This is a genomic window from Streptomyces sp. NBC_01352, from assembly GCF_036237295.1.
GTDB lineage: Bacteria > Actinomycetota > Actinomycetes > Streptomycetales > Streptomycetaceae > Streptomyces > Streptomyces plumbiresistens.
Genome location: NZ_CP108354.1, coordinates 2,715,046 through 2,739,000 on the forward strand (window position 1 = coordinate 2,715,046; position 23,955 = coordinate 2,739,000).

A 23,955-nucleotide genomic window follows, 5' to 3' on the forward strand; every position below is an offset into this window, starting at 1 on the left:
AGGTTCGGTAAGGGGGACTACTTCAGTCCGGTCGTGGACATCCCGGCCACGAAACCGCGCTGGGCGATCAGGAAGATCAGCAGGATCGGGACGACGTACATCACGGAGGCCGCGGCCTGGAGGTTGGCGACCGGGGTGCCGGCCGAGGTGACGTACGTCGACATGACGGCGACGGCGAGCGTCGACTTGTCGGTCGACAGCAGGAGTTGGGGCGCGATGTAGTCCCCCCAGCTCCAGGTGAAGGCGATCACGAAGCTCGCGGACAGCACCGGCCAGGACTGCGGCAGGAAGATCCGCCAGAAGATCGTGGCGTAGCCGCAGCCGTCGATGATCGCGGCCTCCTCCAGCTCGCGCGGCAGGCCGGCGAAGAACTGCCGGAAGAGGAAGACGAGATACGGGGCGGCGGCCAGGCCCCACAGCACCCACGGCCAGTAGGTGTCGACCATGCCGAGCTTGGCGAAGATCAGGTAGGTCGGCAGCAGGGTGATGAGCTGGGGCAGCATCATCGAGCCGAGCAGGATGCCGAACAGCGGCTTCTTGCCGGGCGCGTCCAGGCGGGCGAATCCGAAACCGACCCAGGCCGAGCTGAGGGTGACGAGGGTGGCGTAGATGGTCGCGATGATCAGGGAGTTGCGGGCGTAGCCGAGGAAGTCGATCAGGTTGAAGGCGTCGGCGAAGTTGTGCCACTGAAAGTCGGTGGGCAGCCAGTGCACGGGTGACGCGGCCAGTTCGGCCGGGGTCTTGAGCCCGGTGAGGATCAGCCAGCCGACCGGGCCGAGGAACAGGCCGGTGAGGGAGACGAGAACGGTGTAGAGGACAAGGCGGTTCACCCGGATCCGCACTCGGGGCGTGGACACCGGGGGCTGCACGGGCAGGCTGGTGGCTGTCACTTCTTCGCCTCCGGGTCGACGTTGTAGAACACCACGCCGGACGTGAACTTGAAGATGAGTCCGGTCACGATGAGGATCAGCACGAAGAGCACCCACAGCAGTGCGGAGGCGTAGCCGTAGCGGCCGAGCGCGAAGTACTGCCCGAACACGTGCATCATGTAGAGGTAGTTGGACTGCGGCAGTGCGGTGACGCCCGCGGTCGTGCCGTCCGGGGTCAGCAGCAGCGGCATGATGGTCTGCACCGAGGCGATCACACCGGTCACCGTCTGGAAGAGCAGCACCGGCGAGAGCAGCGGCACGGTGATGCTGCGGAAGGTCCGCCAGGCGCTCGCGCCGTCGATGCGGGCCGCCTCGTGGAGTTCGCGGGGCACGTCCTGGAGCCCGGCCAGCGAGATGATCATGATGTTTCCGGCGGCCCACAGCACGCTCATCAGGAGCACGTACCGGGCGTAGGGGTCGGCGAGCCAGCCGAGGGCGTCGAAGCCGAACAGGGTCAGGGCGCCGTTGGCGGCACCGGAGTTCTGGTCGAAGAGCGCCTTGAAGGCGAGGCCCACACCCACCGGCGGCACCACGGCCGGCAGGTAGAGCAGGGTGCGGAACAGACCGCGTGCCTTGATCGGCCGGTTGACCAGGACCGCGAGCCCGAGTCCGGCGATGATCGACAGCGGTACCGAGGTCAGCGCGAACAGGCCGGTGCGGCCCAGGGAGTCCCAGGTCGTGGAGTCGGCGAGCAGCTCGGTGTAGTTGCCGAACCCGACGTAGCGCCAGTTCGGCGAGATGCCGTCGAAGGTGGTGAAGCTCAGCCACAGCGCGTACGTCATCGGCACGATGGTCAGCAGCAGGAACCCGATGATCCAGGGCGAGGTGAACAGGTAGAACGCCCGGTGCCTGCGCGCGGTCATGGAGGTCCGGGGCCGGTCCGAGGCCGGCGCCCGGCCGGCGCCCGTGGCCGCGCCGGGCGGCCGCTCCGCGACGGAGGAGATCTGGTCGACCGTCATCCCACCTGCTCCTTACCGCGCTTGAGCTGCTCGTTCATGACCGAGTTGAGGCGTCCGGCCAGGGTGTCGACCGACATCTGTCCGTTCATCGCGGCGGGGGCGAACTGGTTGAAGAGGGCGTAGAGCGAATCCGCCGTGGCGTACGGCGTGAACGCGATCACCGAGAAGTGCTTCAGCTCGGCGTTCTGCACCTCCAACTCCCGCTTCTGATAGGTCTCCTGATCGGGCATCAGCGGCCGCAGTGACTTCAGGGTGGGGATGCCCCAGCCGCCGGACGCGCGCGCCTTGGCGGGTGCCTCGCCGAAGAACCACTCGAAGACCCGCCAGGCGGCGTCCTTGTTCCGCCCCTTGCTCGGCATCCAGAAGCCGGTGCCGGCCTGACAGGGGCTGACTCGCGGGCCGCCCTGGAAGACGGGGGCTGGGGCGAGGCGGGAGACCGGTGCCAGCTTCTTGTCGGCGTTGATCAGACCGCCGAGCCAGTAGCCGCTGCCCGACATGGCCATGCGGTTCGCCTGGTAGGTGGGCCCGTCCCAGGCGTTGGGGTCGGGCTGGATGATGCTCGGCCCGACCTTCGTCCGGCCGTAGTCGATGTACCAGCCCAGCGCCTTGCGGGCCTCGGGGGTGGTGAAGTCGATCCGTGAGAAGTCGTCGCTGAAGAGACTTCCGCCGGCGGCCGCCGTCAGGCTCGCCAGGAGGTTGGTGGTGTTCACGCCGTTGTAGCTGCCGCCGAAGACGGTCGTCTGGCCGTTCTTGCGCTGCGTGAGCCGCTTGGCGGTTTCCAGCCACTCCTCGAAGGTGACCGGCTCCAGCTCCGGCGGGTGGTCGACGCCCACCTTGTCGAAGAGCGCGGTGTTGTACCAGAACATGGAGTCCTGGGAGAAGTCCTTCGCCATGCCGTAGCGCGGCCCCTTGCCCTGGGTGCGGCCGTCGTAGCGCCACAGGTCGTTGACCGGGTCCAGGTCGTCGAGCCTGAGCACCGTGCTCCTGGCGAAGTACGGGTCCAGGTCCTCCATCACCTCCCGCGCCGCGAAGTACGGCGCGTCCGTGGCACCGACGCCGCGCACCAGGTCGGGCGGGTTGCCGTTGGTCATCATCCCGATCAGCTTGGTGAGGTCGTACCGCACCGTGACGATCTTGAGGCCGAGATCCTTCTGGGCCTGTTGGACCAGTTCAGGGGAGATGTCGTCGGGCTTCGCCATCACCGTGACGGTCTCGCCCGGGCCACTCACCCCGGTGGACACCTGCAGGGCGCAGCCGTTGAGCGCCGCGGCTCCGGTCGCGGCGCCGGCCGCCGAGAGGGCGAGAAATCGGCGGCGGCTCAGGGGGGCACCGGCATGTGGGCGCATGAACGCACCACCTCCTGCTCTGTCCGTTCGGGATATCGACCAAAGATCGGATCGTCGATCGCGGCAGCCGGTTCGTCGACCCGTTCGGGCGCGACCGGTTCGGACAGCCGATTCAGCAATCGACCCAGCAATCGACTCAGCAGCCCGATCAGCAACCTTCTGGGCAACCGGTTGTCTTGCGTTGGGGCAGAGCTTCTTCCTGTCCGGAAACGACGTCAAGAGTCTTGGCGAATTTTCGAAAAGACTGTGTAACCTCGGCGTCATGGGCCAACCGGCCGAGCCAGGCCGGTGGAACGCGGCCTGATCTGCGCAGGAAACGTGAGCGGGACGGCGGTTCCGGATGGCCTGATGTCGGGAACCGGTTGCCCAGCCTCAAGCCCCCAGCCGGACAGCCCGATCTCCACCCGGAGCCCCGCACACGCTCCCGGGACCCGCGGCACGCGTTGGCGGGCCGCGGTAAGCGATGGCGGGCCGCGGTAAGCGATGGCGGGCCGCGGTAAGCGATTTCACGACATCCGGCGCTCCCGGCCGTCGGCCAACCCGACCGACGCCGTCCTCACCACTCCATCCTGCCGATTGACCGCCCGTCATCGCCAGATCTACGGTAGAAGACGCTTTCTGAAAATGTTTCCATCCAGTGTGTCAGGAGAGACATGCCCAGCCCGCAGCCACCCAGGGCCGTGTTCGCCATGGATCCGGTACACCTCCCCCTGCTCTTCCCCCCGCCGCTCATGGCCCGGCTGACGCAGGCGGCCGACCTCGACCCCGCACTCGTCGTACGGGACTTCACCGATCCGACCGCGGCGGACGCCCTGGCCCGGGCCGAGTTCCTGATCACCGGCTGGGGCTGCCCCGCCCTCGACGCCGGCGTCCTCGCCGCGGCACCCCGGCTGCGCGCGGTCCTGCACGCCGCGGGCTCGGTCCGTTCGCTGGTCGGCGAGGAACTGTGGAAGCGCGGGATCGCCGTCTCCAGCGCGGTGACCGCCAACGCCCTGCCGGTCGCGGAGTACACCCTCGCGATGATCCTGCTCGCGGGGAAGGACACCTTCACCCACCGCGAGCGCTTCCGCGCCACCCACACCTACCCGACCCCCGCCGACACCGCGCACACCGGCAACGTCGGCCGCCGCATCGGCGTCATCGGCGCGTCCCGGGTGGGCCGCCGGCTCCTCGAACTGCTCCGGCCGTTCGAGTTCTCGGTACTGCTGCACGACCCGTACGTATCCGCCGCCGAGGCCGCCGCCCTGGGCGCCGAGCTGCTGCCGCTGGACGACCTGCTCAGACACAGCGACATCGTGTCCCTGCACGCCCCCGACATCCCCGAGACCTATCGCATGCTCGACGCCGGCAGACTCGCCCTGATCAAGGACGGCGGCGTCCTCATCAACACCTCCCGCGGCGCCCTGATCGACCACGACGCGCTCACCGACGAGCTGGTCTCCGGCCGACTGCACGCGATCCTCGACGTCACCGAGCCCGAGCCGCTGCCCGCGGGCTCCCCGCTCTACCGACTGCCCAACGTCTTCCTCACCCCGCACATCGCGGGGTCGCTCGGCAACGAACTGGAACGGCTCGGGCAGATCGTCGTGGAGGAGCTGGAACGGCTGGTGGCGGGGGTTCCGCTGACTCATGAGGTACGGCACTCGGACTTGGCGCGAGTTGCGTAGTCATGGGTGGTGACGGTCGGTCCGCCCATAGGACACCCGGGCCGCTGTGTTCGACGGCTCGGTCGCCTACGGGGCGCCCAAGCCGGTACCGGGAGCCCGACCGTGCTCAGCCCTTCGGCCCCCGCGCTCGGGGCCGGCGCCCGGGGACAGGGCACAGGGGGACAGGGGACAGGGGGACAGGGGGACATTGCCGGGCCCTTGCCGCGAGCGGCCTCATCGGCTCAGCGCATCCGGCAAGGATCGGTTCCCCTTGTCCGGCGGGGATCGGCTCCCCTCACCCGGCGGGGATCGGCTCCCCTCACCCGACGGAAACCGTCGGCGGAAACCATGGGATACGGTTTCCGCACCGGTGCTGAGCCGGCCCCCCGACCCTCCGCTGGAAAGCCCGGGCCACGGTCGTCCGGCGCAGCAGTCGCAACGATGAAGGAGCCGCAACGGTGAGTCAGCGCAAGGCGGCCGGTGACGCCGGACGGGCCACCATCCGCGACGTGGCGGAGCGTGCGGGGGTCTCCGTGGCGAGCGTGTCGCGGGTCCTGTCGGGCAACTACCCGGTCTCGGAGGAGTTGCGCCGCCGGGTGATGAAGGTGGTCGGCGACCTGGACTACGTCACCAACGCGCACGCCCGCTCCCTCGCCGGGGGCGGTACGCCGACGGTCGCGATCCTCATCAACAACATCACCGGCGCCGCGTTCGCCCACGTGGCGAAGGGCGTCGAGGGCGCGGCCACGCTGCGCGGCTGGCTGTCCCTGGTGGGGACCACCGGCGACGATCCCGAGCGGGAGCTCGCGCTGGTGAATCTCATGCGCCAACAGGGCGTCGCCGCCGTGGTGTTGCTCGGCGGCGCCTACGACTACGACGAGTACCAGCTGCGCATGGCCCGCTTCGCCCGCTCCCTGGACGCGGCCGGCTCCCACCTGGTCCTGGTGGGCAGGCCGCCCCTGGAGGGCGACGTACCGGCCACGACGGTCGACTACGACAACGAGGGCGGCGCCTACGCCATGGCCAGCCATCTGCTCTCGGCCGGCCACCGCAAGGTCCTGGTGCTGCCGGGCCACGCCGAACTCACCACCGCCCAGGGCCGGTTGAAGGGCGCGCGGCGGGCCTTCGAGGCGTACGGCGTGCCCTTCGACCCGGACATGGTGCGGCACGGGCCGTACGACTACGAGCACGGGTACGAGGCCATCGAGGACAGTCTGCGCGACGGGCTCGACTTCACCGCGGTCCTGGCCGGGACCGACGTGGTCGCCGCGGGCGCGATGCAGGCACTGCGTGCGGGCGGGCTCAGGGTGCCCGAGGACGTCTCGATCGTCGGCTACGACGACATCCCGCTGGCGTCCCAGCTCACCCCGCAGCTCACCACCGTGCACGTGCCGTACGAGGAGATGGGCCGGGCCGCGCTGCGCGCGGTCGCCGACCGGCGTGAGGGCGGCGGCACCCGCCGCAAGGGCAGCGACGGCGACCATCTCGTGCTGGGCACCCATGTCGTCGTACGGAACTCGGTGCAGCCGCCCGCCCGGCGGAGCTGACGCAGCAGACGCAGCAGACGCAGCAGACGCAGCAGACGCAGCAGACGCAGGCAGCGAGCACCGCAAGCAGATCGTTTCGTAAACGTTTTCTAGAAGTTTTTGACGGTGTCCCCCGGTCCGCCGGGGACAGCAGTCGAGGTCCGCCAAAGTTCCCTCCCCAAGCTGCTGACCTGCTTAGACATTGCCCGATCCGGCCCCGTCGGGCGTGCACCCGCACATAACCCCACGGACAAACCGGCGTAACAAATTGGCGCGCACCTCTTGCTATGAGCAGGATCGCCGTCCTACCGTCCCAGCAACCGCTTACTACAGCTTCCGCTTGGCCGACCCCCCGCAACCGCGAGCCGATGGTTTCCGGCCGCCGTTCCCGGCCCACATCGAGGCGCCGTCCTCTCCCCTCCGAGTCGCCCTACTCTTCGAAGGAACACGGTCAGATGAACTTCACCAGCCCCCGGAGAAGGTTCGCCCGCGCAGCCGTGGCGGGACTCGCGTTGTCAGGTCTGCTCTCCGCGTGCGGCGGATCGGACTCCGGCGACGACGCCAAGTCGTCCGGCCCGGTCACCCTCCCCTTCTGGGGCTGGGCGAACGGCCAGGAGGCCGTCGTGAAGGCGTTCAACGCCTCGCACAAGGACGTCCAGCTCAAGTACACGAAGGTCACCGACCAGCTGACCATGCAGAAGCAGCTGACCAACGCGGTCAAGGCCGGCAACGCGCCCTGCCTGCTGCAGAACACCGGCGAGTACGTCACGAGCTGGGTGTCGCAGGGCGCCCTTGCCGACATCACCAAGTACGTCGAGTCGAGCAAGGACAAGTTCAACCCCGGCTCGTGGGCCGTCGGCCAGGTCCAGGGCAAGGTCTACGGCATCCCCACCAGTTCGGCGCCGGCCTTCACCATCTACCGCACCGACGTCTTCGAGAAGTACGGCCTGAAGGCGCCCGCGACCTGGGACGACTTCATCGCCGCCGGCAAGGAACTGAAGAAGCACGACATCAAGATCACCAACTACGCCGGTGAGGACCCGAGCACCCTGGAGGTGCTCGCCATGCAGGCCGGGGCACACTGGTACGCGATCGACGGTGGCTCCTGGAAGGTGGACTTCCAGGACGCGGGCACCCTGAAGGCCGCCAAGGTGATCCAGGAGATCATCGACAACGACCTCAACTCCAAGCTCTCCTTCGCCGACTACGCGGCCGTGCAGCGCAACTACGACAACGCCGGCACCGTGACGCGGCAGATCTCCACCTGGCAGATGTCCGGCATGGTGCAGAACTTCACCAAGTCCTTCGGCAAGTGGGCGCTGTCCCCCTGGCCGACGTTCACCGGTGAGGCGCCCAGGACTCCTGCCGGGACCAACCAGAGTGGCGGGCTGACGCTGGTGACCGAGCAGTGCGAGAACAAGGAACAGGCCGCTCAGGCTGCCTTGTGGATGTCCACCGACGCCGGTGCGGTCAAGACCATGGCGAGTCCGGAGACCGGCAGCGGCGTGATGCCCGCGGTGGCCGACAGCAGCTCGTACGTCCCGGAGGCGATCCCCGAGAAGCTGCTGGGCAAGAACTACGGGCCGGCCCAGAAGGTCGTGACGGACAGCATGGGCACCATCACCGACGACTGGACCTTCGGCCCGAACTGGACCGCGATGTTCACGGAGATGCAGGACGAGTGGGCCGCGGTCGTCGGCAAGAAGCAGAAGGTCACCGATCTGCTCGCGCACATGCAGGAGTGGACGGTCAACGACCTGAAGCAGCGCGGCATCAGCGTCAAGGGCTGAGGCACACTTCATGATTCGCTCGCAGCGCTGGAAGGGTGCCGCCTTCACGGTGCCCTTCCAGCTCGGCTTCGTCTTCCTCTACCTGCTTCCGATCGGCTACGCGATCCACCAGTCGCTGTACCTGGAGAAGCAGTCCGGACTCGGTCTCGGCGGCTCGACCACGGAGTTCGTCGGGCTGGAGAACTACCAGCAGGGCCTGACCGACTCGGCGTTCATGACCTCCATCCTGAGGGTGGTGCTGTTCGCCTGTGTCCAGATCCCGTTCATGCTGTTCGTGAGCCTGATGCTGGCGCTCTGCCTGGACGCGGTCACCTCGCGGGTGGCCGGCCGGTTCCGGATCCTGCTGCTGGTTCCGTACATGATCCCCGGCGTGGTCGCGGCCATCGTGTGGATCAACCTGTACAGCCCGGCGGTGGGTCCCCTGACCCCGCTCGGCGAGCTGTTCGGGTTCGACTGGAACTTCTTCGCCCCCTCGATGGTGTGGCCGGCCATCGGCAACCTGCTGACCTGGCACGGCATCGGCTACAACATGGTGATCATCTACTCGGCGCTCCAGGGCGTGCCCCGCGAACTGTTCGAAGCCGCGCGGCTGGACGGCGCCTCGGAGCTGCGGATCGCACGGAGCATCAAGATCCCGTTCGTGCGCGGCGCGCTCGTCCTGACCGCACTGCTGTCGATCATCCAGATGCTGCAGATCTTCAACGAGCCCGCACTGTTCCGGAACGTGACTCCGCAGACGATCAGCGACAGCTTCGCCCCGATCATGATCATCTACAACCAGGCGTTCAACGCCGGCAACTACAACTACGCCGCGGCCCTGTCCGTGCTGCTCGCCCTGTTCCTCGGCGTCGCGTCCTTCCTCTTCTACCGGCTGACCTCGAGGGAGGCGGACTGATGGCACTGACGGAAAACCGTACGGAGAACAGCACCGAGCGGCCGCGCGGGCGCACCGTACGGCGGCTCACCCGCCCTGACCCGGCGGCGCGCTCCCGGGGCGGCCAGCGCTTCCTCCTCGTCGGTCTGGCCCTGGCCAGCGCCTACAGCCTGTTCCCGGTGTACTGGCTGATCATCGCCGCGACCAAGGACCGGGTGGGGCTGTACCAGAGCAACGGGCTGTGGTTCTCCGACATGCACCTGTGGGAGAACCTGCGCCAGGTGTTCACCTACGACGACGGCATCTTCCTGCGCTGGACCGCCAACTCGTTCCTGTACGCGGGTGTCGGCTCCCTCGGCGGCACCCTCATCGCCCTCGCCACCGGCTACGGCCTGGCCCGCTTCGACTTCCCGGGCCGCGGTGCCGTGTTCGCGTGCGTCGTGGGTTCGTTCCTGATCCCGATCGCCCTGCTCACGCTCCCGCTGTACCTGCTGTTCTCGGAGATCGGCATGGTCGACACGCCCTGGGCGATGCTGATCCCCTGCCTGATCAACCCGTTCAGCGTGTACCTCGCCAAGGTGTACACCGAGGCCACGATTCCCTTCGAGCTGCTCGAGGCGGCCCGCATCGACGGCGCCGGTGAGCTGCGGATCTTCTTCAGCATCGTGCTGCGGATGATGACGACCGGCGGTGCGACGGTGTTCCTGCTGGCCTTCGTGAACACCTGGAACGCCTTCTTCCTGCCGCTCACCGTCCTGCGCGGCGAGGAGAACTGGACCCTCAATCTGGGCCTGTACAACTGGTCCGGCAAGCGTCAGGAGTCCGGCGTCGACCTGACGAGTCTCGTCCTGACGGGTGCGCTGCTCTCCATCGTGCCGATGGCGATCATGATGATCGCGATGCGGCGGTACTGGCGATCCGGCGTGACGATGGGAGCCCTCAAGTGACCGTGACGCCCGGCGCCTCAGGTGACCGTGCCGCAGAGAGCCCCGAAGCGACCAGGACGACGGGATCCCTGACGTGACCCGGCTGCGCAATCCCGTCATCCGCGGCTTCGCCCCGGACCCCTCCCTGGTCCGCGTGGACGACTGGTACTACGTGGCGACGAGTTCCTTCGAGTGGTTCCCGACGATCCCGATCCACCGCTCGCGGGACCTGGCGGACTGGGAGTACGCGGGCCATGTCCGGGGCGCGGCTCCCGGCGGCTCACTGGCCGGGGTACCCGACTCGGGCGGCATCTGGGCTCCCTCGCTGAGCTGGGACGGGGACCGCTTCTGGATGGTCTACTCGATCGTCCGCTCGGTCGGCACGCCGTACTTCGACACGGACACCTACGTCACGACGGCCACGGACGTGGACGGCACGTGGTCCTCACCGCGTCGCATCGCCGGCCACGGCTTCGACCCCGCGCTCTTCCACGAGGGCGGCCGGGTGTGGCTGCTCAACCTGCAGAACGACCATCGGCCGGGCGGCAGGCGCTTCGCCGGGATCGTGCTGACCGAGCTGGACCGGGAGACGCTGAGCCCGGTCGGCGACACGCACCTGCTGCTCCAGCACGAACGGCTGGTGGAGGGGCCGAAGGTGGTGCGGCGCGACGGCTGGTACTACCTGGTCCTGGCGGAGGGCGGCACGGGCTTCGAGCACGGGGTCCTGGTGGCGCGCAGTCGCGAGCTGACCGGGCCGTACGTACTCGACGACGGCCCGCTGCTGACGTCCCGGGACGACCCGTCGCTGCCGCTGCAGAAGGCGGGACACGGCGAACTGGTCCGAACACCGGGCGGCGACTGGGTGTTGAGTCACCTGGCGGCCCGTCCGCTGCGGACACCCGACGGACTCCGCTGCACGCTGGGCCGCGAGACGGCGATCCAGGCGGTGACGTGGGACGCGGAGGGCTGGCCCAGGATGCGACACGGGGGTGCGCATCCTGCGGTCGAGGTCGACATACCGACAGAGATACGACCACTGGGCCGACGCGAGGATTCCGCCGACCCGTTGGGCTGGCCGTGGAGCACCCTGCGCGCCGCCCCCGACCCCTCCTGGGCGGACGCCACCAGCCACCCCGGCCGGATCCGGCTGCGCGGCCGGCACGGGCCCGAGTCGTGGTGGGCCCACAGTCTGCTGGCCCGGCGGATCACCGAGCACCGCGCGGAGGCCGAGGTCACCGTCGAGGCACGGCCGCGGACCTTCACACAGGCCGCCGGGCTGGTGCTCTGGTACAACACCGAGGCGTATCTCGCCCTCGACCTGACCTGGGCGGAGCCCGAGGGCGAGGGGCAGTGCGGCCAGCAGTGGCGGGGCGGCGGGAGTACGGTGCTCAGCCTGGTGGAGCGGGACGAGGCGGGCACGCGGCAGGTGGCCGTCGTGGACGTCGACGCGGACCGGGCGCTCACGCTCGGTGTGACGACCGATGGCGCCGAGGCGCGGTTCTGGTACCTCCGGGACGGTGTGCGCACGCCGGTCGGGTCGCCACTCGACTTCGGCAGGCTCTCCGACGACCACGGATCGAAGCTGCGCTTCACCGGGGCGATGGCCGGAATCCATGCCGTGGATCTCGTCGACGCGGGGTTCACGGCCGACTTCACGGGATTCCGCCTCGACTGCCGCTAGCCATGTCCGGAGTTCCGAAACCCCGACCCGACACAGACCTGCGAACCCCGGCCTCTTCCCGAGGTCCTGCGGCGAACCTAGGGTAGAGACCGTAGAGAGCGCTTACTATCCGGGGGCCTCCCGCCCCTCGGGAGCAACGCTGTCGAAACTTTTCATGGCCCTCGGGCGGGCCGGAGAGGTGGTTCCCGATGGTCCGTACGGAGACTGCGAGCGTGACGGCCGGGCCGACCCTGGCGGTCGTGGCCCGCGAGGCGGGGGTGTCCGTACCCACCGCCTCCAAGGTCGTCAACGGCCGGGAGGACGTCGCCCCCGAGACCCGCCGCCGGGTCACGGAGGCGCTGGACCGGCTCGGTTACGTCCGCAGACCCCGCTTCGACGTGGGGAAGGCGTCGGGGCTGGTCGACCTGGTCGTGCACTCACTGGAGAGCTCCTGGTCGGGTGCGGTGCTGCACGGAGTGGAGGCGGCGGCGCACGACGCGGGTCTCGAGGTGGTGGTGTCGGCCGGCCTGACCAGGACCCGCGCCGGCCGCCCGGAACGCGGCTGGCTGGACAAGCTCATCGCCCGCGGCTCCTCGGGCGTGCTGTTCAACCTGGCCGAGCTCACCGACTCCCAGTACGCCTGGCTGGACCAGCACCGCATTCCGTACGTGATGATCGACCCCGTCCTCGACCCACCGCCCGGCGTGGTGTCGGTGGGCGCGGCGAACTGGCACGGCGGGGTGACGGCGACCGAGCACCTGCTCGCCCTGGGCCACGAGCGCATCGCCGTCATCGCCGGTCACCAGCGCAAGATGTGCAGCAGCGCACGCGTCGCCGGCTACCGCTCGGCGCTCGCCTCGGCGGGCGTACGCCAGCGTCCCGAGTACGTCCGGCACGCCGGCTTCGACGAGAGCATCGCCCGCAGCCGCATGCGCGAACTCCTCGACCTGCCCGAGCCGCCCACGGCCGTGTTCGTCTGCTCGGACCGGATGGCCCTCGGCGTCTACGAGGCGCTGGGCGAGCGGGGACTGACCGTGCCGGACGACATGAGCGTCGTAGGCTTCGACGACCTCCCCGAAGCCCGCTGGCTCACCCCGGCCCTCACCACGGTCCGCCAGCCGCTGTCGGAGATGGCGGCGACGGCGCTGCGGCTGCTGGTGCGGATGATGGACGGGGACCGGCCGGAGAGTACGCGGACGGAGCTGTCGACGCGGTTGGTGGAGCGGGCGAGTACGGCGGGGCCGCGGGTCTAGGTGCTTCGGCAGAGTCCGCTCCGGCCGCACCCGGCGACACACTCACGTACCTACACCCTTTCGGACGCTTGCACGGGCCACCGACCGCCGGATTCGCTCACTTTTGCTCATATACGGAGGGAGGGAACTGGCCGGGTCGGCCGGGCGTCGAAGGATGCGGCGGGGTGGGGGGCCGTTGCTCGGGGGCGGAGCGGCGGCGAGTGCTGGGGGGACGACGATGACACGCTGGCGGCCGCTGCCGGATGCGCTGCCGAGGGAGGCACGGCACCTGGTCGAGCAACTGCGTGATCTGAAGGACCGTACGGGCCTGAGCCTCGCGGAACTCGCCCGGCGGACCGCGTACAGCAAGTCGTCCTGGCAGCGGTATCTCAGCGGGACCAAACAGCCGCCGAGGGGCGCGGTCCAGGCACTGTGCCGGGTCGCGGGCGGGGACCAGGCGCGGCTGCTGGCGCTGTGGGACCTGGCCCACACGACCTGGCCGCGGGGAACGGTGGTGTCCGGTGCGGCGGTGCCCGGTGCGGCGGCGCCCGGTGTGGGGATGCCGGGTGTGGGGATGCCGGGTACGGCGGTGCCGACCGGGTCGCCCGAGACGGCGCCGCTGCCGCCCGGCACCGAGTACCGGCGCTGGCGGACGGCGGCGCTGGTCGCGTTCGCCGTCATCGTGCTGCTGGCGGCGGGGCTGCTGTGGGCACTGCCGGAAGGGGGCGGATGACCGTACGGCCACCCGCCCCCCTCCGGACCAGTACTGGGCCTGAGCCCGCCCGTACTGTCAGCCGACCTTGTCGTAGTACGCGATCTTCCAGGAGCCGGTGCCCTTGAGCTTCACGCGGTACTTGCCGCTGACCCGCTTGAAGGTGACGGTCCGAGCACTGCCGGAGTACTGGACGTTGCTGCTCGCGTACGGGCCGTGGAGCCGGCTCTGGGCGGACAGCCAGCAGTCGTCGGTGACGACGCCGTCGTTCTCCGGGATGCCGTAGTGGTTCTGCCACCACTGGGTGGCCGACTCGGTCTCCGGGCCGAACGAGCCGTCGATCTTGTTCTTCTTGAAGGGGTGCCAGTCACCGTCCTCGTCCTCGTACATGGCACCGTCCGCCCACAGGACGGTCTCCCACAGGGCCGTGGCGTTGCTCTGTGCGTAGTCGTCGACGCCGAGGTTCTCCTCGTCCTGCCAGTCGTCGTAGACGTAGCTGTTGCCGTCGATGCCGTGGTAGTCCGCGGCGTTCGCCGCCGGCGCCATGGCCGTTACGGCACCCCCGGCGACCAGCAACACGGCCGAAGCCATGGCGACAGCCCGATTGCGCTTGCTCATGCGGTCTTCCTTTCCGAACCGCCGACCCCCGTGGTTCCCCCCTGGGGCGGCTCGCCTCACTTGGCACGACACAGCGTCACGGTCGGACGGCGGCACGGCGAGGCCTGACGGCATACGTGGACCGGCACGGGACGATCCACGCTCCGTACGGCGATGTCCCCGCCGGGGACGGGTCGTAGGGGGACGAGGTGGGACGGGCTGGGACGGGGTGGCCCGGCGATGGGCCGGGGCGGCCGGGGGTGGACCGGCATGAGTAGGATCTGAGCCCTTCGCCGCTCAGTCCGCGTCCTTCTCCAGCCGAGCAGCCCACCTGATGCCGCCCAGCAGATGAGCACGGAAGTCCGGATCCTCGTATGCCTCGGAAGCGTGCCCGAGGGCCGTGTAGAAGACCCGCCCCTCCCCCTGCTCCCGGCACCACACCAGCGGGTGGTCGGCCCCCATGCCGCCCCCGTCGTACGACGACTCGTCGACGCGGGCCAACACCCGTACCGTGTCACGCGGGTTGGTCCGGAAGTCGTACCACTCGTCGGTGAACTCCCAGACGCTGGGCATGTGTCGGGTTGCCGGATGGGCCCGGTCCTCCACGACGACCCTGCCCGGCTGGAACTCCGGGTGCCGGTCGAAGCGGGCACCGAGGAGTTCGCCGTAGTACGGCCACTCGTACTCCGTACAGGCCGCCGCATGCACCCCGACGAACCCGCCGCCCGCCTCCACATATCCGGCCAGCCGCTCGCGTCCAGCGGGGGTGAGGATCTCGCCGCTGGTGGAAAGGAAGACGACGGCCGCGTACGGGTCCAGGGGATGTTCGAGGGCCGCGGGGTCCTCGGTGTGCTCGACCTCGAACTCTCCGAAGGTGCGGAGGGCGGACACGGCGTACGGGATGGAGTCGTGGCGGTAGGCGGTGGTACGGGTGTGGGCCAGGAGTCGGGGAGCCATGACGCCCGACCTTACGCACTTCACCGGGCCTGTCACACCCGTGCGCGAAGCTCGGGAGGTCACTGCGGAAGATCGTCGACCGGGGCACGGAGCACGTCGACAGCCAGGGCGACACCACCCGTTCCGCGGCGGAGTTCAGTGACAACCTCCGCGTTCAGACCGTCGTGTTGTTGTGGATCGCGCGATCAACTCAGGGCTGATGTGCGACGTAGCGGTACGTCCCGCTGTGGAGTGCAGGCACGGAGTCAGTGATCACGTGAGTGTCCAAGTCCCGTGACCGCCGAGTGAGTCCGTGCCTGCTCTCGCGTCACCTGCTGACCCGGGCGTTGTCAGTGGGATTGTTGGTCCCGATCGTTCATGGGGGTCTGTCGGCTCGCTGATGGACCCATTAACCCTGTGGTTGGTCGGGGGTTTTGAGGTCCGGGCAGGCGCTACGACCCGGTGCGCCCACGGGCCATCCGGGGCGGGACAGCAGGTCGTTTCACACCGGCGCGGCACGAGAAGCCGGTTGGCGGGCGAGACGTGCCCGACAAGATCGAGTAGTCGGCCAGATACGGAGCCTGATTCAGTTCGTCGGCCGCCTCGCCTCTGCCGTCTCCGGCCCCGAGGCCGGCTCCGTGTCTGGCTCATCGGCCGATGAGCCAGATGTGCTGCTCTCCCCGCGCTTGTCAGAAGCTGGATAGTGCAGAGCCCAGGAGTCGGCCTGGGGGCGTCCAAGGATCAGGTGGGGTAGAGGGTCTTCGCGTAGGGCTCGTAGACGGACATGAGGTATTCGGCGAGTTCGATGTTGCGGCCGGTGATGTCGCCGCCAATGTCGAACTGGGTGATCCAGATGACCACGGACTTCCAGATGTTCTCCCATTCGGGATGGTGGTTGCGCTCATCGATTCCCCAGGCGGCGGTTGCCATGAAATGGATCGCGTCGCGGAAGTTACGGAAGGTCAGGGTGGCACCAATGCCTCTGCGTTGGGCGCCGGGATCGGTGGGGTGAGGGCGATACTGCACCTTCCACTCCGGATAGCGCCGCAGGAACTCCTTGATCTCCGCCTCGGAGGCTACCGGTTCCTTGATCACCGGATTCGGATACGGAACGATCTGGGCCGAACTGGTGAAACCGAAATCTCCCAGCCGTCGGATGATTTTTTCGAAGTCCTCGTGCCAGTCGCTTTCACGCAGCTCTATCGACTGGAGGTCGGCCAGCTGCCACAACTCCTTCGGCAGGGCCTCTCGTTCGAGACTTACCTGGCCGTCGAAGCGGATGGGGATGATCGCCTTCTTGGACGCCAGCGCCGAGGAAATCTCGCGGCGCACCCAGTCGTCCTCATTGTCGATTCGGCGCCGGTAGTAAAGATCGGTCGCGCTGAGCCACTTATCTCCGATGGCCACGAGCAGGACGTCGGCCGCGTCGAGGGCCGCCTCGATCTCCTCTCGCCACTTGTTGCCCGCACGGATCTTGTCTGTGTCCACGAAGATTGCGTTCGGGCCGAACTTCAACGACAGGTCACGAGCCAGCGACGTCACCCTCGTCTTCGTATCGATACGACGGTAGGAGATGAAGATCTTCGGGTCCTTGATCGGACTGTCCGTACCCAATTCGCCGCCCCCGGTCATTCGTTCCGTTCCCGTAGAGGTCGCGGTCGCGCCATCGGCACGATACTGCCCCAATTGGTTCGAGGGCGTCTCCAGCCTGAGCGGTCAGAAGCCCCGAGGCCGAAGCCGACGACTGGACCAACCTCGGCGCAGTGATCCTCGACGAGATCCTGCCCCACAAGAACGGCTGCAGCCACGAACTCACCTTCTGGAACGGCACGCTCATTGTCATCTGCCATGACCTCCTGGCGACCTGGACCGACGTCGACTGCTCCACGGGGTCGTGAATTTCGCCGCGTCGCTCAGCCCGAAGAGCAGGTCGCGAACTCGCACCACACGATCTTCCCCGGCGCCCGCTCCCCCACCCCCCACTTGTCCGCCAGCTCCGACACCAGCAGCAGCCCGCGCCCACCCTCGTCCGGCGCCTCCGCCTGGGGTACGGCCGGTACACCTCCCCCGCTGTCGTGCACCTCGACGCGCACCCCGCCCTCGTAAGGCAGCGGCAGCAGGCGGAGCAGGAAGCCACGGCCCGGCGGTACGCCGTGGACCAGGGCGTTGGTGGCGAGTTCGCTGACGCACAGCACGATGTCGTACGACCGCTCCCGCACACCCCAGTCGACGAGTGCGTCGCGCGTGAACGCGCGGGCGGCGGGGACGGACTGGCGTTCGCGGCGGTAGAAGCGCTCACGTGGGGACGGGGGGTGAGTTTCCGTGTTCACGTGACGAGAGTGACGCTCCGTGGTCATGATGTGACAGTCCGCGTACTCGTACAGCTTGTCTGTACGAGTACGCGACAGTGAACCTACGCCCGCGGGTGGGGAGTTGGACCACATGAGCACCACGACTCGACGGTCACGGAGGAACGCCTCGGCGATGAAGATGGTGGGCGCCCTGCTCGCCCTCTTCCGTGAGGCCGCCGGATACACGCAGAAGTCACTGGGCGAGCAGTTCGTCGTCGGCGAGCAGCAGATCGCGTCGATCGAGCAAGGCAGACGGCCGCTGAAGCCGGACCTCGCCGAGCAGTTCGACGAACTCCTCGGTACGAAGGGGGCGTTGGCCACTGCCTTGAGCAGGATGCCGGAGGTGGATCTCGTCCCGTTGTGGGCGGAGGAGTATCTGGATCGGGAGCGGGAGGCGATCGCCGTTTCGTGGTACGAGAGCTTGCTGGTCCCCGGCTTGCTCCAGACCGAGGGGTACGCGAGGTCGGTCTTCCGCAATCGCGTTCCGGTCTACGACGAGGACGAGATCGAGCAGTTGGTGGCTGCGCGCATCGAGCGGCGGGAAATCCTGCATCGCAGGGTGCCGCCGATGATGAGCTTCGTGATCTGGGAGGCGGCGCTGGAGGACCGTCTGGGCGGCAACGAGGTGTACTTCGAACAGCTGCGGCACCTCAGGGAATACGCGGACCTGCCCGGTCTGGCGCTCCAGGTCCTGCCACTCGGCCGCACCTCGCACGCCGGGCTCGAAGGGCCGTTCATCCTGCTGGAAACCCCCGAGCATCAGCGGCTGGGGTACAGCGAAACCCAGCGTGGCAGCACGCTGATCGCCGATCCGGACGAGGTGGCGATCCTCACCCAGAAATATGCGATGCTGCGAACGCAGGCCCTCAACGCCGAGGATACGAGGGACTTGTTGGACCGTCGTCTGGGAGAGCAATGAGCGGCACCGCACTTGAGTGGTTCAAGTCCAGCTACAGCAGCGGCGAGGGCGGCGCCTGCATCGAAGTCGCCATCCTCCCCACCACCATCCACATCCGCGACTCGAAAACCCCCGCCACCCCCCACCTCACCGTCGCCCCCGCCGCCTGGACCGCCTTCCTGGAGCTCGCCAACAACCGCGCCTTGTGAGTTGGCAGCAACAGATCAACGCCCTCCACGAGAAGTTGGTCCGCCGCGACGACCCGGCCGCCCGGGTGCGGGAGCCCGACGCGATGGAGGCCACCCTGCGGTGAGGCGCCGTGTCGCCGCCGCCGCAAAGGCGTTCCGCTCCCGGGGGCCGGTGCGTAGCCTCGCTGCGATGGACTCCATCCCCGCGACGCTGGACCACCTCGTCCTCGCCACCCCCGATCTGGCCACGACCGTCACCGACTTCAGCCGGCGCACCGGCGTGACCCCCGCGCTCGGCGGTGCGCATGTCGGGTTCGGCACCCGCAACCATCTGGTGGCGCTGGGCGGCGCCCGCTACCTGGAGATCATCGGTCCGGATCCGGAGCAGCGCGGGTACGACGGGCCACGGCCCTTTGACGTCGACCGGCTCTCCGGCCCGCGGACGGTGACCTGGGCGATCAGCCCCGCCGACCTGGACGCGACCGTCACGGCGGCCCGGGCGCAGGGATACAACCCCGGTTCGATCCACGCCATGAGCCGCCGCAGACCCGACGGCACCCTCTTGGAGTGGCGCCTGACCGACGGCGACACCGCCCACCCGTCCGGCCTGGTCCCCTTCCTCATCGACTGGGGTTCCTCACCGCACCCATCGGCCTCGGGGCTGCCGGTCACCCCGCTCCTGCAGCTGTCGGCCACCGCTCCCGACCCGGACGAGATCCGGCCCTTGCTCGCTGCCCTCGGTACCTCGCTCACCCTCGCTCCGGGGCCGGTGGGGTTCTCCTTCACGGTGGACACACCCCGCGGACCAGTGACGTTCGAGTGAGCGCCCGGCCTGCTCGCCGTTGACGGCGGCTGTCATCCGATGGTGAGCCCAGTGGACCGTATGAGATCTGGGCCGCTTCGGTGATCCTTCGGCCGGGCGGTGTGCTGCGCTTCTTCGTGCAGGTCGGGCAGCGATTGACCGACGCGGGTATCCCTCCGTCCGCAGTCCTGAAGGAGCAGTGCATGTCGCAGATCACCGACTCGGCCCCGGGCACCGTGTTTCCGCGTCATGGCTGGGTCGACGACCTGCTCGTCCCAGCCCTCCGGTCGGCCGTCGCGGCCCGTGCAAGCACCGCCCAGCCGACCCGTGTCCGATTCCTTCAAGACCGGCCCCCGCACCCCTGCCTACGGTGGCCCCATGACTCCACGATTCGATGCGATCGGCCTGGTGGCCTCCGACATGGCCGCCTCCGTCGCCTTCTACCGTCGGCTCGGTTTCGTCTTTCCGGAGGGTGCCGAGGAGGGGCCGCATGCCGAGGCCGGGCTGCCGGGCGGGCTGCGGTTGATGCTCGACAGTGAGGAGATGGTGCGGCAGATCCAGCCGGAATGGCAGCCGCCGACCGAGGGCGGGCGCATCTCGCTCGCGCTGCTGTGCGACAGTCCGGCCGAGGTCGACTCGGTGTACCAGGAGCTGGTGGGTGCCGGGTACCACGGGGAGTTGAAGCCGTGGGACGCGGTGTGGGGGCAGCGGTACGCGGTGGTGCTCGATCCCGACGGCAACGGGGTCGACCTGTTCGCGCCGCTACCCGGGGCGGCCCAGTAGGTCCGTCGGCGGCATGCCCGCCAACTCCTTCACGTCTCTTGCCAGATGGGCCTGGTCCGCGAAGCCGGACCGGGCCGCCGTCTCCGCGAGGGGAACTCCGGAGCGCGCCAGGGCGAGGGCGCGCTGGAGTCGTAGGACCCGGGCCAGCGTCTTGGGGCCGTAGCCGAAGGCGGTGAGGCAGCGGCGGTGCAACTGGCGGGCGCCCACGCCGAGTTCGTCGGCGGTGGTGGCGACCGGGCGGCCCGCGTCGAGGGCGGTGACCACCTGTCGTAGGAGTGGGTCGGGGGGATCGGTCCCGGCGGCGCGTTCCAACGCCACCTGCTCCAGGCCGCTCGCCGGGTCGTCGGCCGCGTTCACCTGTGCGGTGACGCGCCGTACCTCCGCGGCCGGCCACACGTCGGCCAGCTCCACCCGCCGGTCGCGCATCTCGTGCGCGGGCACGCCCAGGAGGGCGGGCGCGGTGCCCGGGTAGAAGCGGACGCCGGCCCAGGCGCTCGGCTCGCCCTCGGTGACGTACGCGCGGGTGTCGGGCCCGGCGATCACCAGTCGGCCCTCGTGCCACAGCAGGTCCATACAGCCGTCGGGCAGGACACGCCCGGCGTCGGGCCCGGACGGGGTGTTCGTCCACACCACCGCGCCCGCCATACGGGATGGCCGCTCCGCGTACACGTAGGCCAGGCTACGCCGTCGGCACCAGCCGCGTCCGGTGCTCCTGCGGGCTCACCCCGTACACCCGCTTGAACGCGCTGGACAGGGCGAACGCGCTGCCGTAGCCGACCTGGCGGGCGATCGCCTCGAGGGTGTCGTCGGTGTCGCGGAGGCGGTCCGCGGCGAGGGCGAGGCGCCAGCCGGTGAGGTACGTCATCGGGGGCTCGCCGACGAGTTCGGTGAAGCGGCGGGCGAGCGCGGCCCGCGAGACGCCGGCCTTGGCGGCGAGCGAGGCGACCGTCCAGGGGTGGGCGGGGTGGTCCTGGACCAGGCGCAGGACGCGGCCGACGACGGGGTCGGCGAGCGCCGCGTACCAGGCGGGCGGCGCCGCCTCCGGGCGGGCGAACCAGGCGCGGAGGGCGGCGATGACCAGCAGGTCGAGGAGCCGGTCCAGGACGACCTCCTGACCGGGTTCGTCGCGCACGACCTCGTCCATGAGGACGGGCGTGAGCGCGCACTGCCACGTCTCGGAGGTGAGGGAGAGCAGCGGCGGCAGCGCGTCCAGGAGACGGCCGCTGATCTCGCCCTGGACCAGGTACGTCCCGATCAGCATCACCGTGGCGCTGTCGGGCCGGTCGCCCCAGCTGCGGACGCCGATGTCCATGGAGCCGTTGAGGGGCCGTCCGTCCGGGTAGCGGCACTCGGCGCCCGGCAGGATCAGCGCCTGGGGCGCGGTATCGGGGGCGTCGGCGCAGGTGTACGGGTCGGGGCCGCGCGCGATGGCCAGCTCGCCGGGCCGCAGCCGCACCCGCTCCCCCGTGTCCGGCACGATCCAGGACTCGCCGCGGACCATGAGCATGACCGTCAGCGGGGCGCGGTCCTCGACGCGGACCGCCCAGGGCGGGTCGAAACACGCGCGGATCATGAAGGCACCCCGGGCGCGGGGGCCCTCCAGGAGGCCTGCAAGGGGGTCCCCCCGCGTGAGCATATTCGAGCGTGGGGGCGCGTCCATGCCGTCAGCGTAGACGCCCGCGCATGGGAATGAGCCGTTCAGCGATGGGCTGTTGAAGCGCGCGGCCGTTGACTGAAGGCATGACGACAAACACGGACAACACCAAGAGGACCCAGGACATGACAGTGGTGGTGACCGGTGCCTCCGGGCGTACCGGGAGCCGGGTCTCCGGGGCCGCGCGGGCGGCCGGGCTGACGGTGCGGGCCGCCTCCCGCGCACAGGGTTTCGACTGGGAGGACCCGACGACGTGGGCGGACACGCTGCGGGGCGCCGACGCGGCGTACCTCGTGTACCCGTCCGACATCGGCTCCCCCGCGGCCGCCGAAGGGATCGGCGCCCTCGCCCGGGAGGCGGTCGGGCTGGGCGTACGGCGGCTGGTGCTGCTGTCGGCGCGCGGCGAGGAGCAGGCGCTGCCGGCCGAGGAGGCGCTGACGTCCTCGGGCGCGGACTGGACGGTCGTACGGGCTTCCTGGTTCGCGCAGAACTTCAGCGAGGGGCCCCTGGTGGAGGGGCTGCGCCACGGGGAGCTGGCGTTTCCGGCCGGTGAGGTGCGGGAGCCGTTCGTCGACCTGCGGGACGTCGGTGAGGTGGTCGCGGCCGTGCTGGTCGCCGGGGACCGCTACGTGGGGCGGACGCTGGAGCTGACCGGACCTCGGCTGCTGTCCTGGCGGGAGGCGGTCGCGGAGATCTCGGAGGCGTCCGGCGTCAAGGTGACGTACACGCCGGTGCCGGTGCGGGCGTACGGGGAGACGCTGGCGGGGTTCGGGGTGCCGCCGGTGGAGGTGCAGCTGCTGATCGAGGTCTTCGAGGGGCTGATGGACGGGCGCAACGCGCGGCTGACCGATGACGTGCGTCAGGTGCTGGGGCGCGAGGCCCGTGACTTCGGGGAGTTCGTGCGGGAGGCCGCGGCGGCCGGCGCCTGGCGGGCGTGACCCTGTGTCGACGACAGGGCCTAGGAGCCCTCCGGCTTGTGCGGGGGGTGGGTGCTCTTCACGTGGGTGCGCAGGCGGGAGGTCACGTCCTCCGGCGGCAGGAACCGCGACCACCGCTCCGGGAACTCGGAGGGCATGTCGGGGTCGTCCGGGTCGTCGGGGACCGCCGCGCGGGCCGCGGTGGCGCGGGCGACGTACTCGGCGACCTGCGCCTCGCGCAGCCGTTCGTTGGCGGCGCGGGCCGCGGCCGTCGCGGCGGCCGGCCAGACCCGGTCGATCGCGGCGTTGACCGCGGCGCCGACGAGGACGGCGAACGCGGACACGCCGATCCACAGCAGGACGGCCACGGGCGCGGCGAGGGAGCCGTAGATGGTGGGGCCCTCGACGGTGTTGGTCAGGTAGATGCGCAGCAGGAAGCTGCCGAGGACCCACATGGCGAGGGCCACCAGGGCGCCGGGCACGTCCTCGATCCATGGGGAGCGGACGGGGACGGACACGTGGTAGAGCGTGGTGAGGAAGACGATCGACAGCACGATGACGACGGGCCAGTAGAGCACCTGTACGACGGTCTCGGACCAGGGCACGATGTTCACCACCGCGTCCGGTCCGGCCACCATCAGCGGCAGCGCGATCGAGCCGATCAGCAGGGCCACGACGAACAGCAGGAAGGCCATCAGGCGGGTCTTGACGATGCCGCGGACGCCGTCGAGGCCGTACATCACGGTGATGGTGTCGATGAAGACGTTCACCGCGCGGGAGCCCGACCACAGGGCGAACAGGAAACCTATGGAGATGACGTCGGGCCGGCCGCCCTTCATCACGTCGTGCAGGATCGGCTGGGCGATCTCGGTGACGCCCTTGTCGGACAGGATCGTGCGCGAGGCCTCCAGGATGTTGGTCTCCAGGCTCGCGATGGTGTCGGCGCCGGTCCAGTCGTCGACGTAGCCGAGCAGACCGATCATGCTCAGCAGCAGCGGGGGCACGGACAGCAGCGTGAAGAACGCCGCCTCGGCCGCCAGGCCCAGGATGCGGTACTCCATGCACGAGTTGACGGTGTCCTTGATCAGCAGCCAGGTAGTCCTGCGCTTCGAGACGTTCCGGTACAGGGCACGCGCCCGATGGAGGCGTCCTGAGGGAGGCTGAGGGGATTCACTTGCTGGCTGCACGACCTAAAGGTATCCGTCGTGCCTGGGTGTGCTCATCCCCCG

24 protein-coding genes are annotated in these 23,955 nt (G+C 69.4%); 14 read left to right on the top strand and 10 right to left on the bottom strand.

Annotated elements, in window-relative coordinates; all coding sequences use genetic code 11:
* Window positions 1–17: 17 nt before the first annotated feature.
* The 3 genes from OG252_RS12680 to OG252_RS12690 are packed head-to-tail and all read right to left on the bottom strand — an operon-like array spanning window position 18 to window position 3,234.
* On the bottom strand, window positions 18–890 hold the full coding sequence (locus OG252_RS12680) for a carbohydrate ABC transporter permease (RefSeq protein WP_266449567.1): 873 nt from the start codon (window positions 888–890) through the stop codon (window positions 18–20).
* Entirely contained in the window at window positions 887–1,888 is a 1,002-nt protein-coding gene (locus tag OG252_RS12685) for a carbohydrate ABC transporter permease (RefSeq protein ID WP_266449564.1), read from the bottom strand. Before OG252_RS12685 ends, OG252_RS12680 begins: the two co-directional genes overlap by 4 nt.
* Window positions 1,885–3,234 (bottom strand): extracellular solute-binding protein, encoded by a 1,350-nt coding sequence (locus OG252_RS12690; protein WP_266449561.1) that lies wholly within the window; start codon window positions 3,232–3,234, stop codon window positions 1,885–1,887. The genes OG252_RS12685 and OG252_RS12690 overlap by 4 nt, the downstream gene beginning before the upstream one ends.
* A 653-nt stretch (window positions 3,235–3,887) precedes the next feature.
* Here OG252_RS12690 and OG252_RS12695 point away from each other — a divergent pair.
* The 8 genes from OG252_RS12695 (at window position 3,888) to OG252_RS12730 (ending at window position 13,621) form a co-directional block, all read left to right on the top strand.
* Window positions 3,888–4,901, top strand: coding sequence for a hydroxyacid dehydrogenase (locus OG252_RS12695; protein ID WP_266449558.1), 1,014 nt, complete (start codon window positions 3,888–3,890; stop codon window positions 4,899–4,901).
* A gap of 437 nt (window positions 4,902–5,338) precedes the next feature.
* Complete coding sequence (locus OG252_RS12700; protein ID WP_266449555.1) at window positions 5,339–6,427, top strand: LacI family DNA-binding transcriptional regulator; 1,089 nt, start codon at window positions 5,339–5,341, stop codon at window positions 6,425–6,427.
* Window positions 6,428–6,861: 434 nt separating this feature from the next.
* Entirely contained in the window at window positions 6,862–8,196 is a 1,335-nt protein-coding gene (locus tag OG252_RS12705) for an ABC transporter substrate-binding protein (RefSeq protein ID WP_266449552.1), read from the top strand.
* A gap of 10 nt (window positions 8,197–8,206) precedes the next feature.
* A complete protein-coding gene (locus tag OG252_RS12710; RefSeq protein WP_266449548.1) occupies window positions 8,207–9,091 on the top strand; it encodes a carbohydrate ABC transporter permease in 885 nt (294 codons plus the stop codon).
* The gene (locus OG252_RS12715; protein ID WP_266449545.1) at window positions 9,091–10,017 is read left to right on the top strand and encodes a carbohydrate ABC transporter permease; all 927 of its coding nucleotides are present in this window, start codon (window positions 9,091–9,093) and stop codon (window positions 10,015–10,017) included. Before OG252_RS12710 ends, OG252_RS12715 begins: the two co-directional genes overlap by 1 nt.
* Window positions 10,018–10,090: 73 nt before the next feature.
* A complete protein-coding gene (locus OG252_RS12720) occupies window positions 10,091–11,677 on the top strand; it encodes a family 43 glycosylhydrolase (RefSeq protein WP_329335981.1) in 1,587 nt (528 codons plus the stop codon).
* 188 nt (window positions 11,678–11,865) lie between these two features.
* Window positions 11,866–12,909 (top strand): LacI family DNA-binding transcriptional regulator, encoded by a 1,044-nt coding sequence (locus OG252_RS12725; RefSeq protein WP_266449540.1) that lies wholly within the window; start codon window positions 11,866–11,868, stop codon window positions 12,907–12,909.
* Between the two features lie 217 nt (window positions 12,910–13,126).
* On the top strand, window positions 13,127–13,621 hold the full coding sequence (locus OG252_RS12730; RefSeq protein WP_329335985.1) for a helix-turn-helix domain-containing protein: 495 nt from the start codon (window positions 13,127–13,129) through the stop codon (window positions 13,619–13,621).
* Between the two features lie 57 nt (window positions 13,622–13,678).
* Here OG252_RS12730 and OG252_RS12735 read toward each other — a convergent pair whose 3' ends face one another.
* The 3 genes from OG252_RS12735 to OG252_RS12745 form a co-directional block, all read right to left on the bottom strand.
* Window positions 13,679–14,218: a peptidoglycan-binding domain-containing protein gene (locus tag OG252_RS12735; protein ID WP_266449535.1), complete on the bottom strand. Its 540-nt coding sequence runs from the start codon at window positions 14,216–14,218 to the stop codon at window positions 13,679–13,681.
* A gap of 276 nt (window positions 14,219–14,494) precedes the next feature.
* Complete coding sequence (locus OG252_RS12740) at window positions 14,495–15,154, bottom strand: ThuA domain-containing protein (RefSeq protein WP_329335987.1); 660 nt, start codon at window positions 15,152–15,154, stop codon at window positions 14,495–14,497.
* Window positions 15,155–15,874: 720 nt separating this feature from the next.
* A complete protein-coding gene (locus OG252_RS12745; RefSeq protein WP_329335989.1) occupies window positions 15,875–16,765 on the bottom strand; it encodes a TIR domain-containing protein in 891 nt (296 codons plus the stop codon).
* Window positions 16,766–16,896: 131 nt separating this feature from the next.
* Between OG252_RS12745 and OG252_RS12750 the strand changes: the two genes are divergently transcribed.
* On the top strand, window positions 16,897–17,031 hold the full coding sequence (locus OG252_RS12750; RefSeq protein ID WP_329335992.1) for a hypothetical protein: 135 nt from the start codon (window positions 16,897–16,899) through the stop codon (window positions 17,029–17,031).
* 15 nt (window positions 17,032–17,046) lie between these two features.
* On the opposite strand, the gene OG252_RS12755 is transcribed toward OG252_RS12750, so the two are convergent.
* Entirely contained in the window at window positions 17,047–17,463 is a 417-nt protein-coding gene (locus OG252_RS12755) for an ATP-binding protein (RefSeq protein WP_329335994.1), read from the bottom strand.
* 112 nt (window positions 17,464–17,575) lie between these two features.
* Here OG252_RS12755 and OG252_RS12760 point away from each other — a divergent pair, with 112 nt between their 5' ends.
* The 4 genes from OG252_RS12760 to OG252_RS12775 all read left to right on the top strand — a co-directional run bounded on the left by OG252_RS12760 (window position 17,576) and on the right by OG252_RS12775 (window position 20,155).
* Window positions 17,576–18,403 carry a helix-turn-helix domain-containing protein gene (locus tag OG252_RS12760; protein WP_266449493.1) on the top strand — a complete coding sequence of 276 codons (828 nt, stop codon included), beginning with the start codon at window positions 17,576–17,578 and terminating at the stop codon, window positions 18,401–18,403.
* Entirely contained in the window at window positions 18,400–18,591 is a 192-nt protein-coding gene (locus tag OG252_RS12765) for a DUF397 domain-containing protein (protein WP_266449490.1), read from the top strand. The genes OG252_RS12760 and OG252_RS12765 overlap by 4 nt, the downstream gene beginning before the upstream one ends.
* Before the next feature lie 169 nt (window positions 18,592–18,760).
* On the top strand, window positions 18,761–19,393 hold the full coding sequence (locus OG252_RS12770; protein ID WP_266449487.1) for a VOC family protein: 633 nt from the start codon (window positions 18,761–18,763) through the stop codon (window positions 19,391–19,393).
* Between the two features lie 357 nt (window positions 19,394–19,750).
* Complete coding sequence (locus OG252_RS12775) at window positions 19,751–20,155, top strand: VOC family protein (protein WP_266449485.1); 405 nt, start codon at window positions 19,751–19,753, stop codon at window positions 20,153–20,155.
* On the opposite strand, the gene OG252_RS12780 is transcribed toward OG252_RS12775, so the two are convergent.
* The gene (locus tag OG252_RS12780) at window positions 20,135–20,824 is read right to left on the bottom strand and encodes an AraC family transcriptional regulator (protein WP_266449482.1); all 690 of its coding nucleotides are present in this window, start codon (window positions 20,822–20,824) and stop codon (window positions 20,135–20,137) included. The two genes, OG252_RS12775 and OG252_RS12780, sit on opposite strands and share 21 nt — an antisense overlap.
* 10 nt (window positions 20,825–20,834) lie before the next feature.
* On the bottom strand, window positions 20,835–21,791 hold the full coding sequence (locus OG252_RS12785; RefSeq protein ID WP_329345132.1) for an AraC family transcriptional regulator: 957 nt from the start codon (window positions 21,789–21,791) through the stop codon (window positions 20,835–20,837).
* Between the two features lie 104 nt (window positions 21,792–21,895).
* On the opposite strand from OG252_RS12785, the gene OG252_RS12790 reads away from it, so the two are divergent.
* The gene (locus OG252_RS12790; RefSeq protein WP_266449479.1) at window positions 21,896–22,747 is read left to right on the top strand and encodes an NmrA family transcriptional regulator; all 852 of its coding nucleotides are present in this window, start codon (window positions 21,896–21,898) and stop codon (window positions 22,745–22,747) included.
* 20 nt (window positions 22,748–22,767) lie between these two features.
* Here the strand turns inward: OG252_RS12790 and OG252_RS12795 are convergent, their stop codons facing one another.
* The gene (locus OG252_RS12795) at window positions 22,768–23,913 is read right to left on the bottom strand and encodes a YihY/virulence factor BrkB family protein (protein ID WP_266449476.1); all 1,146 of its coding nucleotides are present in this window, start codon (window positions 23,911–23,913) and stop codon (window positions 22,768–22,770) included.
* Between the last annotated feature and the right edge of the window lie 42 nt (window positions 23,914–23,955).

What these genes read in the sequence shown, in the direction of transcription:
- OG252_RS12760 (WP_266449493.1), top strand. Translation starts at nt 17,576, where the DNA reads ATGAGCACCACGACTCGACGGTCACGGAGGAACGCCTCGGCGATGAAG.
- OG252_RS12735 (WP_266449535.1), bottom strand. Translation starts at nt 14,218, where the DNA reads ATGAGCAAGCGCAATCGGGCTGTCGCCATGGCTTCGGCCGTGTTGCTG.
- OG252_RS12690 (WP_266449561.1), bottom strand. Translation starts at nt 3,234, where the DNA reads ATGCGCCCACATGCCGGTGCCCCCCTGAGCCGCCGCCGATTTCTCGCC.
- OG252_RS12745 (WP_329335989.1), bottom strand. Translation starts at nt 16,765, where the DNA reads ATGACCGGGGGCGGCGAATTGGGTACGGACAGTCCGATCAAGGACCCG.
- OG252_RS12695 (WP_266449558.1), top strand. Translation starts at nt 3,888, where the DNA reads ATGCCCAGCCCGCAGCCACCCAGGGCCGTGTTCGCCATGGATCCGGTA.
- OG252_RS12685 (WP_266449564.1), bottom strand. Translation starts at nt 1,888, where the DNA reads ATGACGGTCGACCAGATCTCCTCCGTCGCGGAGCGGCCGCCCGGCGCG.
- OG252_RS12705 (WP_266449552.1), top strand. Translation starts at nt 6,862, where the DNA reads ATGAACTTCACCAGCCCCCGGAGAAGGTTCGCCCGCGCAGCCGTGGCG.
- OG252_RS12730 (WP_329335985.1), top strand. Translation starts at nt 13,127, where the DNA reads ATGACACGCTGGCGGCCGCTGCCGGATGCGCTGCCGAGGGAGGCACGG.
- OG252_RS12725 (WP_266449540.1), top strand. Translation starts at nt 11,866, where the DNA reads ATGGTCCGTACGGAGACTGCGAGCGTGACGGCCGGGCCGACCCTGGCG.
- OG252_RS12710 (WP_266449548.1), top strand. Translation starts at nt 8,207, where the DNA reads ATGATTCGCTCGCAGCGCTGGAAGGGTGCCGCCTTCACGGTGCCCTTC.
- OG252_RS12765 (WP_266449490.1), top strand. Translation starts at nt 18,400, where the DNA reads ATGAGCGGCACCGCACTTGAGTGGTTCAAGTCCAGCTACAGCAGCGGC.
- OG252_RS12785 (WP_329345132.1), bottom strand. Translation starts at nt 21,791, where the DNA reads ATGCTCACGCGGGGGGACCCCCTTGCAGGCCTCCTGGAGGGCCCCCGC.
- OG252_RS12770 (WP_266449487.1), top strand. Translation starts at nt 18,761, where the DNA reads ATGGACTCCATCCCCGCGACGCTGGACCACCTCGTCCTCGCCACCCCC.
- OG252_RS12740 (WP_329335987.1), bottom strand. Translation starts at nt 15,154, where the DNA reads ATGGCTCCCCGACTCCTGGCCCACACCCGTACCACCGCCTACCGCCAC.
- OG252_RS12790 (WP_266449479.1), top strand. Translation starts at nt 21,896, where the DNA reads ATGACGACAAACACGGACAACACCAAGAGGACCCAGGACATGACAGTG.
- OG252_RS12715 (WP_266449545.1), top strand. Translation starts at nt 9,091, where the DNA reads ATGGCACTGACGGAAAACCGTACGGAGAACAGCACCGAGCGGCCGCGC.
- OG252_RS12775 (WP_266449485.1), top strand. Translation starts at nt 19,751, where the DNA reads ATGACTCCACGATTCGATGCGATCGGCCTGGTGGCCTCCGACATGGCC.